Source organism: Vibrio sp. V08_P9A1T1 (assembly GCF_963874405.1).
GTDB classification, from domain to species: domain Bacteria; phylum Pseudomonadota; class Gammaproteobacteria; order Enterobacterales; family Vibrionaceae; genus Vibrio; species Vibrio anguillarum.
The window spans coordinates 1-11,411 of record NZ_CAWNIB010000016.1 but is presented as its reverse complement, the minus strand read 5'-3'; the positions used below and the strand labels follow the sequence as shown (position 1 = coordinate 11,411).

7 protein-coding genes are annotated in these 11,411 nt (G+C 47.4%); 4 read left to right on the top strand and 3 right to left on the bottom strand.

Annotated elements, in window-relative coordinates:
• From mrcB to acnB, 3 genes are all read left to right on the top strand, one after another.
• Positions 1-1,685 (top strand): penicillin-binding protein 1B (mrcB, locus tag AACT21_RS00945; protein WP_094163608.1); only part of this gene is annotated, 1,685 nt, incomplete at its 5' end.
• 88 nt (positions 1,686-1,773) lie between these two features.
• Positions 1,774-4,032, top strand: a complete 2,259-nt coding sequence (locus tag AACT21_RS00940; protein ID WP_176430173.1) for a patatin-like phospholipase family protein — start codon at positions 1,774-1,776, stop codon at positions 4,030-4,032.
• A 246-nt stretch (positions 4,033-4,278) separates the two neighbouring features.
• On the top strand, positions 4,279-6,876 hold the full coding sequence (gene acnB / locus AACT21_RS00935) for a bifunctional aconitate hydratase 2/2-methylisocitrate dehydratase (RefSeq protein ID WP_017043015.1): 2,598 nt from the start codon (positions 4,279-4,281) through the stop codon (positions 6,874-6,876).
• Between the two features lie 208 nt (positions 6,877-7,084).
• Here acnB and AACT21_RS00930 read toward each other — a convergent pair whose 3' ends face one another.
• From AACT21_RS00930 to AACT21_RS00920, 3 genes are all read right to left on the bottom strand, one after another.
• Entirely contained in the window at positions 7,085-8,224 is a 1,140-nt protein-coding gene (locus tag AACT21_RS00930) for a glycerate kinase (protein WP_029189898.1), read from the bottom strand.
• Positions 8,225-8,243: 19 nt separating this feature from the next.
• A complete protein-coding gene (locus tag AACT21_RS00925) occupies positions 8,244-9,509 on the bottom strand; it encodes a GntP family permease (RefSeq protein ID WP_094163604.1) in 1,266 nt (421 codons plus the stop codon).
• A 133-nt stretch (positions 9,510-9,642) separates the two neighbouring features.
• On the bottom strand, positions 9,643-10,788 hold the full coding sequence (locus AACT21_RS00920) for a sugar diacid recognition domain-containing protein (protein WP_094163602.1): 1,146 nt from the start codon (positions 10,786-10,788) through the stop codon (positions 9,643-9,645).
• 81 nt (positions 10,789-10,869) lie between these two features.
• Here AACT21_RS00920 and AACT21_RS00915 point away from each other — a divergent pair, with 81 nt between their 5' ends.
• Complete coding sequence (locus AACT21_RS00915; RefSeq protein WP_010317535.1) at positions 10,870-11,256, top strand: YacL family protein; 387 nt, start codon at positions 10,870-10,872, stop codon at positions 11,254-11,256.
• Positions 11,257-11,411 lie beyond the last annotated feature (155 nt).

Genomic DNA, 11,411 nt, shown 5'->3' with positions numbered 1-11,411 from the left:
GTGCTTTAGTGGCCAACATTAAGGCTGGGCGCACCGTGCAAGGCGGCAGCACGTTAACTCAACAGCTGGCAAAAAATATTTTCTTATCTAGCGATCGAACCTTATGGCGTAAAGTGCGTGAAGCTTATATGGCGCTCATTATCGACTATCGCTACAGTAAAGATCGCATTTTAGAAGCCTACCTAAATGAGGTCTATTTAGGGCAAAGTGGCGGTGAGGCGATTCACGGTTTCGGCCTCGCCTCACGGCTTTATTTCGGTCAACCATTACAAGAATTGCGCATTGATCAATTAGCGTTGTTGGTGGGCATGGTTAAAGGGCCTTCTTATTATAACCCTGCGCGTTACCCTGAACGTGCTAAAGAGCGTCGCGACTTGGTTTTAAAGCTGATGATGCAGCAAGATATTTTGACGGCTAAACAGTTTGAACAAGCGGCCAGTCGACCGTTAGATGTGCAAAAGCATCCTCACATTGCCAGCCGGCAGCCAGCGTATTTTCAGCAGTTAAAAATTGAACTGAAAGAGAAAGTGGGCGAGATCTTCAAAGCGGATAATGGCTTGCGCGTTTTTACCTCGCTCGATCCTGTTTCGCAAGCCAAATTGGAGCTGGCGATTGATCGACAAATTCCAGTGCTTTCCAAAACGGCGGGGAAAAACTTAGAAGCTGCAGCAATCGCTGTTGATCGAACCAGTGGTGAGATCCGTGCCATGGTTGGCGGTAAACAGACCGGTTATGACGGCTTTAACCGCGCTTTAAATGCAAGCCGTCCTATCGGCTCGTTAGTCAAACCAGCGGTCTATCTCACCGCACTCGCACAGCCAGATAAATACAACTTAGCCAGCACGCTTATCGATAAACCCATCACACTCAAAGGGAACAAAGGCGAAGTGTGGTCACCGCGCAACTTTGATCGTCAGTTCCGTGGTGAAGTGCCGCTGTATCTCGCGTTAGCCAAATCACTTAATGTGCCTACGGTACAATTGGGCATGCAGCTTGGGATTGAACAAGTTTCTGACACTTTGGTGCGGCTCGGTGTCAACAAAGAGGAGATCCGTCCTGTACCATCGATGTTTCTTGGCGCATTCTCTCTGACGCCTTATCAAGTGGCGCAGATGTACCAAACCTTAACCAACTCGGGTAAAAAAGCGCCCTTATCGGCGCTGCGCTCGGTACTGGATTTAGAGGGCAATGTGCTCTATCAATCAATTCCCAAAGTATCCCAAGCCGTTGAGCAGCAAGCGGCGTGGCTTACAACTTATGCGATGAAGCGAGGAGTACTTGAAGGGACCGGGCGCTATCTCAATAATCAGTTCGCTTGGGCGGCATTGGCGGGGAAAACTGGTACCACTAACGATAGCCGCGACAGTTGGTTTGTCGGGGTGGATGGTCGTGAAGTCACCACGGTTTGGCTTGGCCGCGATGATAATCAGCCGATCAAACTTACGGGTTCGAGTGGTGCATTACGGGTGTACGCGGAATATTTACAACATCGGATCCCAGAAAAATTACTTCTTCCTTGGCCGCAAGGCATTACCACGATTGGCTTTAAAACCAGTGCCGAGGGTGAATTAGTCCAAGATTGTCACAACGAATTTAAACTGCCCATGTGGGATAAAAACGGCGCATTGAAACAGAGCTGTGATAAACAACCAGGACAATGGTTAAAAAATCTCTTTCAGTGGTAGCTGGGGGAGTTTATATTGAATTGATTTCAAAGGGATTTAAGGAAGAGTCGTGAAACAGTTTTTAAGTAACTTATTGTTCTTGGTATTCATGTTTCCTGCGACTTTCGCGGTGGCTGATGAGCCACAAGCTGAAAAACCTATGCTGGACAGTGCTGCGCGCCCCAAAGTTGCCGTCGTTCTTGCGGGAGGAGGGGCAAAAGGTGCAGCGCACATTGGCGTTCTCAAAGCGCTGGAAGAGATGCGCATCCCCGTTGATTTCATTACTGGTACCAGCATGGGCGCTTATGTGGGCGGCCTCTATGCCAGTGGTATGAGCGCCGATGAAATTGAAAGTTTAATTTACAGCGTGGATTGGAATGAAGGCTATCGTGACCGGGTCAACCGTAGCCAACGTCGTGTTCGGGATAAAGAGTACGAAGACCGCTATCAACTGACCACCGACCTTGGACTGCGTTGGGGTGAGATCCGCGCACCACGCGGTGTGGTGCAAGGGCAGAATATGTTGCGTATTTTGCGAGAAACGTCGGGCAATCTCTCTGAATTTCACTCCTTTGATCAACTGCCTATTCCTTATCGCGCGGTAGCAACTGATATCATTGCTCTTGAGGAAGTGGTGTTGGATCGTGGCTATTTAGTGGATGCGATGATGGCGAGTATGTCAGTACCCGGAGCACTGCCACCTTACGAAGTTGATGGTCGTTGGTTAGTCGATGGCGGTGTGACCAATAACATGCCTGTTGATGTTGCACGTGCCTTAGGGGCTGATATTGTTATCGCGATAGATATCAGTACCGATTACAAAAACCAAGAAGCTTTCACCACCTTTTTGACGGTAGCCGATCAGCTTTCCAACTATCTCGTACAAAGAAGCACTCAAAAACAAGCACGTTTATTGAATGAGCGAGATGTCTTTTTACGCCCTGATGTCGGCAGTATGGAAACCACTGAATTTGATAAAATGCCTACGGCTTATAGGAAAGGGTACGATATCGCAATGGCGAACCAATCGGTATTGGCTTCGTTGTCATTATCGAGTGCTAGTTATCAACGCTATGTGGAAGCAAAACAGGCTCGCCGCAGGGCTTTAATTTATGGCGATGATGTGAAAGTTGATGAAATCGTACTCAACAACCGCAGTCATTACAGCGATCAATTGTTAAAAAACCGTTTACATTTAAAGACAGGACAACCGCTATCAACCGAGCAGATTGAAGCGACGGTCGAAAATCTCTATGCATTGGATCGCTTTGAGTTAGTGACCTATGAATACCGAGAATTTGAAGGAAAGAACCAACTGGTCATCGATGTAAAAGAGAAATCTTGGGGGCCAAATTACCTCAATTTTCGCTTTTTCTTAGAAGATGATTTTCATACGGATAGTCAATATGCGCTGGGTATCTCTTCTAATTTCACTAACTTAAATTCGTTTGGTTCTGAATTACGTTTCAATCTAGAAATGGGCACCGATAAGATCATCGAAGCGGAGCTTTTTTCTCCTCTGTTCTCAGGGCAAAAAGCGTTTACCTCTGCCTTGGTCACGTTTAGCAATGATAAACGTAATAAGCCAATGCAAGGGTTTGATGACACCAGTCTAGAAGCCAGTAAAGATTATTTACCGATCGCGTATTTAGAATGGATTGGAGAATTGTCGCTTGGTTATCAAGATAAATTATGGCGAGAGTTTAAGGTAGGGATCCGCTATACCGACGGGGAGGCTGAAGTCTCAAATTGGCCATCCATAGGAAATATGGATTACACCCGTGCTGGTGTGTTTGCTAACTACCGCATTGATACCTTAGATGACTTCAGCTTGCCTACCCGCGGTGTTTATCTTGATCTTGAGTATCTTGCATCGCACGATAAAGTTTCTGGTGTCTCTTCCGATCTTGAATCAAACGATACGGTGTATGAATTTTCCGGCGAACTGATCGCCGCTTACAGCTTTGGTCGCCATACTTTGGTCGGTAATCTTGATTACGGTGTGGTACAAAGTAAAAATTCTAGTGAGCCGATAAACCCTAAATCGATTGGTGGTTTCTTAAATTTATCTGGTATTCCTCGTAACAGCTTGATTGGACAGAATAAAGCGTTCACCAGTTTGGTGTATCGTTATCGCTGGTTTGATAATGACTTTGGCCTGTTCAGTTCCCCATTTTATGTCGGTGCATCAATAGAATACGGCGGTGTATGGTCTGATCCTGATCTAAGCTTTGATACCGCCCCATTATACGGTGCGGGATCGGTGTTTGCCGGTGTTGATTCTCCGATTGGACCGATTATGTTTGCTTATGGTCGAACCGAAGATAATTTTGATTCGATATACTTGAGTATTGGCACTACCTTTTAGCGAGAATTGAGCTGAAAAGTGGGCGGTAAGTGACTCAAAAATCATAGAACTTTAGTCTTAAGTTGCTATGTTGGTCAAAATGATAAGATTTTAATTTAAAGTTAAATTTGCTATTCTTCGTCCCACAGTTTGGCCTCTCTGCCGCTGATTACATAAAAATATCTGGCAATGGAGAGCCAAGTTTCCAAGGATGTTTGCCCATCATGTCAATAATAATGGGGTAAACCGCAATGAGAGGAAAAAGTCGTGCTTGAAGCCTACCGTAAACACGTCGCAGAGCGTGCTGCCGAAGGAGTTGTTCCTAGACCCCTAAATGCTGAACAAGTCGCAGGACTTGTTGAACTGTTGAAAAATCCCCCTCAAGGTGAAGAAGCGTTCATGCTTGATCTCCTTGAAAATCGAATTCCTCCCGGTGTGGATGAGGCCGCTTATGTTAAAGCGGGCTTTTTAACCGCCATCACTAAAGGTGAGGTCTCTTCACCGTTAGTGAGCCGCGCAAAAGCTGCGCAACTACTCGGAACTATGCAAGGCGGTTATAACATCGAGCCGCTAGTTTCATTGCTTGATGATGCTGAGCTGGCACCGATTGCGGCTGATGCACTATCGCGTACTCTACTGATGTTTGATGCGTTCTATGACGTAGAAGAGAAAGCAAAAGCGGCTAATGCACATGCACAAAAAGTGCTGCAATCATGGGCAGACGCGGAATGGTTCCTTTCAAAACCGGCGCTTCAAGAGAAGATCACGCTAACCGTATTTAAAGTTACTGGCGAAACCAACACTGATGATTTGTCACCAGCGCCAGATGCATGGTCACGCCCAGATATTCCAGTGCATGCACTGGCTATGTTGAAAAATGAACGTGAAGGCATTCAACCCGATAAAGCAGGCAGCATTGGCCCTATCACTCAAATCGAAGCTCTAAAAGAGAAAGGCCATCAGCTAGTCTATGTGGGTGATGTGGTCGGTACAGGCTCGTCTCGTAAATCCGCGACTAACTCTGTTTTGTGGTTTATGGGTGACGACATCCCATTTGTGCCTAATAAACGCGCGGGTGGCTACGTGCTCGGCGGTAAAATTGCACCTATCTTCTTCAACACCATGGAAGATGCCGGCGCGTTACCGATTGAAGTTGACGTTACCAAACTCAACATGGGTGATGTGATTGATGTTTACCCATTTGAAGGCAAAGTGTGTAACCACGACACTGGCGAAGTGCTTGCCACGTTCAAGCTTAAAACCGACGTATTGATTGATGAAGTGCGCGCTGGCGGCCGTATTCCACTGATCGTTGGTCGTGGTTTAACGGATAAAGCACGCGAAGCACTAGGCTTAGAAGCGTCAACAGTATTTCGTCGCCCAGTTGCAGTGGCTGATACAGGCAAAGGCTATACACTGGCTCAGAAAATGGTCGGTAAAGCATGCGGCGTGACGGGTGTTCGTCCTGGGACTTACTGCGAACCTAAAATGACCACGGTTGGATCGCAAGATACCACTGGCCCGATGACACGTGATGAATTGAAAGATTTGGCGTGTCTTGGGTTCTCCGCTGACTTAGTCATGCAATCTTTCTGTCATACCTCGGCTTATCCAAAGCCTGTTGATGTGAATACCCACCATACCTTGCCTGATTTCATCATGAACCGTGGCGGTGTTTCACTGCGTCCGGGTGATGGCGTTATTCACTCATGGCTAAACCGTATGTTGTTACCTGATACCGTCGGTACTGGTGGTGACTCGCATACACGCTTCCCGCTTGGCATTTCATTCCCAGCCGGTTCTGGCTTGGTTGCTTTTGCGGCCGCAACGGGTGTGATGCCACTGGATATGCCAGAATCTGTCTTGGTGCGTTTCAAAGGTGAAATGCAGCCGGGCATCACGCTGCGCGATCTAGTGCACGCGATTCCTTATTACGGGATTAAGCAAGGCCTGCTTACAGTGGCGAAAGCGGGGAAAATTAACGAATTCTCTGGCCGTGTGCTAGAAATCGAAGGGGTTGAGCACTTAACGGTTGAGCAAGCGTTTGAACTTTCTGATGCCTCGGCAGAACGTAGTGCGGCAGGTTGTACGGTTAAATTGTCACAAGCCTCAATTGAAGAGTACCTCAACTCTAACATCACTATGTTGAAGTGGATGATCGCCGAAGGTTATGGTGACCGCCGTACTATTGAGCGTCGCATTACGGCGATGGAAGCGTGGCTAGCCAATCCTGAGTTGATGCAAGCGGATAGTGATGCAGAATACGCACATGTGATTGAGATTGATCTTGCTGAGATTAAAGAGCCGATTTTATGTGCGCCAAATGACCCAGACGATGCGCGCTTACTTTCTGATGTACAAGGTACGCCTATTGATGAAGTCTTCATCGGTTCTTGTATGACTAACATTGGTCACTTCCGTGCGGCAGGTAAATTGCTTGAGAAGTTCAATGGTCAGTTAGATACGCGTTTGTGGGTTGCACCACCGACTAAGATGGACAAAGATCAGCTTATCGAAGAGGGCTATTACGGCATCTTTGGTCGCGCTGGGGTACGCATTGAAACTCCAGGATGTTCGTTATGCATGGGTAACCAAGCGCGTGTTGCCGATAAAGCGACCGTTATGTCGACTTCGACTCGTAACTTCCCGAACCGTTTAGGGACTGGCGCGAATGTTTACCTTGCTTCGGCAGAGCTGTCGGCCGTGGGCGCCATTTTAGGCCGCATTCCGACACTGGAAGAGTACCTAGAGTACGCGAAGCAGATCAACGCAACTGCAGCTGACACCTATCGTTACCTCAACTTCCATCGTATGGCGCAATACACTAAAAAAGCGGACAGTGTAATTGTCCAGCAAGCGGTGTAAGAGCTATCCAAGCTAACCTCCTAATAAAAAAGCCACCGATTCGGTGGCTTTTTACCATTCTAGCTTCTCACTCAATGCTGAAATAGCATTAGATTAAGTTCGATCGGTGGCTGCATCCGCCAAGAATGACTTGACCCATAATTCATAACGTTGTTCTGTCAATGGAATTAAAATGAGCGTGAACGTCATATGGTATTCAGCGAAATAGTTATTGCCTGTAAGACAAGCTAAAAACACACGCGACATTACGCGCGGTCATTTCTACATTTTGCGCCGCTTCGGCAAGGGCTGTAGGCAAGTCGACCGAGCGTGGAACGACACTGAATACCGCATCAATGCCATGTGGGTGAACAACGGCGCAGTCTGCTGACAAGCAGCCTGCAATGCCGATCACTGGCACGGAAAAAAGTTTGGCAGTGCGCGCAACACCGATTGGCGTTTTACCGTGAATGGTTTGGCTATCAATGCGTCCTTCCCCAGTGATGACTAAATCGGCATCCTTGACTACATCGCTAAGGTTCACGGCATCCATCACAATTTCAATGCCCGGACGAAGGCTCGCTCCTAGTAGACCAACCAGCGCCGCACCTAAACCGCCTGCCGCGCCAGCACCCGGCATCTCTTTAACATCACGACCTAATTGCATTTTGATGATGTTTGCATAATGCGCAAGGTTGGCATCAAGTTGCGCGACCATCTCGGGTGTTGCTCCTTTTTGTGGGCCAAAGACGTGCGAAGCGCCTTGTACGCCGCACAGTGGATTATCGACATCGCAGGCGACCTCAAGTTTGATGTGGGCTAAACGTGGGTCCAGTTGTGTGAGATTAATCGAGGCCAGTTTCGACAATTCACCGCCACCAAAGCCTAATGGATTGCCATCTGAATCAAGCAGTTGAATGCCGAGGGCTTGCGCCATGCCGAGGCCACCATCGTTGGTTGCACTACCACCAATGCCGATGATGATGTGTTCAACACCTTGATCGAGCACGGTTTTAATCAGCTCACCAGTACCGTAGCTGGTGGTGTTCATTGGGTTGCGTTGCTCTGGCGGCACAAGGTGTAAGCCAGATGCGGCCGCCATCTCAATGATCGCTGTTTTACCATCACCCATTAAGCCATAAAAAGCCTCGACTTGCTCACCTAGCGGCGCCGTCACCGTTGTGGTAACAATCGATCCATTAGTGGCATCAACCAGTGATTGGACCGTCCCTTCGCCGCCATCGGCCATCGGTAACTTAATGTAGTGCGCATCGGGTAACACTTGTTTGAATCCATTCTCTATCGCGGTGGCGACTTCCATTGCCGTTAGGCTCTCTTTATAAGAATCTGGAGCAATAACAATTTTCATTTTTAACACCTTAACTGCGTTAAACAAACAGACCAAATACGCCAAAAATCATCACAGAAATGAAGGCAATTACTAAACCTACTGCCGATTCATAAGGAATTAAGGTGAGACGCTCACGAATGTCCATATGTACCGCTCCGCCCGTGGCATGGAAGAAACTACCGTGTGGCATATGATCAAGTACGGTCGCACCTGAATGGATCATGGCAGCCCCTGCCAGTGCGGGTACGCCTAGTTCGAGTATAGTGGAGCTAAAGACGCTGGAGGCAACGGCTGTACCTGCGGTGGTTGAAGCGGTCGCCAGTGACATCATTGCACCTGAGATCGGTGCAAGCAGGTAAGAAGGCAACCCAGAAGCGGTCAGTACTTCGATTAAACCGCCTTTAAGACCTGAATTGGCGATGATGCCGGCTAAAGTACCAGTACCAAGCAGCATAACCGCAACCGGAGCCATGCGTGTTAAACCTGAAACCGCGAAGTGGTTAGTGTCTGCAAATCGTCCCATCACGACCGCACCGACTAATCCGCCTAATGGGAGTGCAATTAAAGGATCCACATTGATGCCAGCGATAGGGCGTAGTGCGAGTAACACAATCGCCACTAATGGTGCGATGATCGCTGAGCTAAAGCGGGGGAGCCTAGAATGATCCACCGCAACGACTTCATTGGCGGAGACTTTACTTCCTTTATTAACTAAACGTTTGGCAATCAAGTAAGCCACAATAAGCCCGCAGATCCCAGGAATAATACCTGCCGCCATCACAGAAGTAAGTGGCACGTTAAACGCGTCGGCTGCGGCAATCGCATTAGGGTTAGGTGACATTACGTTACCCGCTTTACCGCCGCCAATCATCGCTAGCAGAATGGCCGCCTTGGAGAGATCGGCACGGCGAGCGATCGCCAGAGCGATAGGAGATACGGTGATTACTGCCACGTCGACAAACACGCCGACCGCAGTCAAAATTAAGGTTGCTAAGGCCAAGGCAAATAAAGCGCGAGTTTCTCCAACCTTTTTCACTATGGTTTCTGCAATGGAAGTGGCAGCGCCTGATTCAATCAATACACCAGCCAAAATACCTGCTGCAAGAATGCGTAGTACTGCGGTCACAATGCCTTGTGCGCCACCAATCATCAGAGCAACGGTGTCGGTCAGCGATACACCGCCGATCACGCCACCGACCAACGCGCCGATGATCATGCCATAGGCGGGTGGTACTTTTTTTAGAATGAGCGTGATAGCCACGACTAATGCGGCCAGAGCTCCGAGAGTTGAAACTTCAATCATCTTCTATATCCATATTTTTTATCAGTGATTGGCTGCAATATAGGGAGCAAAAATAAAAGAGTCTTCAGTCTATTGCACAGATTACTGGCTTTGACGCGACTGATTAATTGTGCAAATGCACAATTTTATGTTTTTATTTGAAGCAAGATAAAGCCAAATAAAGGTGAGTAATGTCATTTAACTGATTGAATTTTAAAGCGGTTACTTGCTCAATTTTTTCAAGCCTATAGCGCAAGGTATTACGGTGAATATGCAGTGCTTGGCAAGTTTGATGGACATCGCAGTTTTGCTCAAAATAATGGCGGAGGGTTTTAATTAATATTCCCTTAGTGTCATACCGTTCCAGCAGGGTATAGGGTTGGCGTAACTGCTCGCGGCTCCATGGCTCATGCTGTACGCTATTGAGCAGTACAGGTAACTTATCATCTTGATAAAAGAAGACGTCTCCCTGTTTATGGTGGGAGGCTTGCATCGTCAACTTGGCGGTTTGATAAGATTGAGCCAGCCCTGAGAGCGTTGGAAAATAATCACCTAGTGCAATTTTGATGGTGAATTTGCCCTCTTTTTTCACTCGCTTCAACAGTTGATTGACTCGTTTCGTTTCGGCATCTTGTGACCAACCTTTTTCGGTGAGTGAGATGGGTTTTAAAACCACTACTTCGTTGTGAGAAACTGAAATGATCCCCACCAAATTGTCCCGTTCAGGGTATTCCAGCAGATGCACTAACTGCTGTAAGTGTTCTAGCGATAAGGCGGTATCGTTATCTGGGATCAATTTGACCACGGCAGCGATACGCGGCTGGGAAAGGTCGAGCCCTAATCGTTCGGCGATTGAATTGAGCTGTGTTTCATTGAGAGTGGCACCTTGAATTAGTTGTAATAGCAGCTCTTCACGGTGGCGCTTATTCCACTGTACTTGTGCCATCAGTGCAGCTTGTTCAACGATAAGCTCCGCCGTCATTTTGACCAGTTCGCCATAACGATGAACCTCCGTTGGGTTACCGGAAATTCCAACCACGCCGATCACCCGTTGTTGGTAAATGATGGGGAAATTGATGCCGGGTTTAACGCCTTTTAGGTAACTGGCGGTGGCATGATCAATTTCAACCACTCGATTTTCATTGATGGCTAAAATCGCCCCTTCGTGTTTCTGGTGCAAACGAGTGGGATCACCTGAGCCAATAATGCGTCCCTTTTCATCCATTACGTTGACTGAATAAGTGATGATCTTCATCGCTCTTTCTACAATCTGGCGTGCGGTGGTTTCTGTGATCTGCATAATCTCAAGTGGTTTCGTTAGCCATAATCACCGATAATAACAAAGTTATCCGTATCCCCAAGCACCAATATCGAGAACCCGATGGACTACGAATTTAAAAAAAACACCCTAGATGGGAGCTATTACTGCTCTTTTTCGATGGGGCACGAAATTATTGGCCGTTGGCTACAAGAGGAGATCAGCAACGATCTTCCCAAAATAGATCAAGTTATTGCGCTAATGGCAGCATCGAAACGTGCATTTAATCAAGAGCAGACGCTTGAGGGGCAGGAAATCAGCGTGATGATTCTTGCCGATGAGGTCACGGTTCAGGCCAATGTTTTGACGCATGGTGAAGCGCTTGATAGTGACAGTGAGTTTGATTTTTACGATTGTGAAAGCACCGCAAGCTGCGGCATCGATGATTTTGCTTTGATGATCAAGCAGTGGTGCGAATTTGTACGTTACTCACCTGCGGACTTCACTTAGCGCTGCACAAAACTGGTGAAGATTAAACACTTCGCTTTATTTGTGGGAAAGGGTTGCACCTCATTTGTGCAACCCTTTTCTTTTTGGCATAAGAAATGGTTGCAAATCTTTTAAAATCATTAAGTTAAAAAGTTGGCACGCAGCTTGGATTGTAT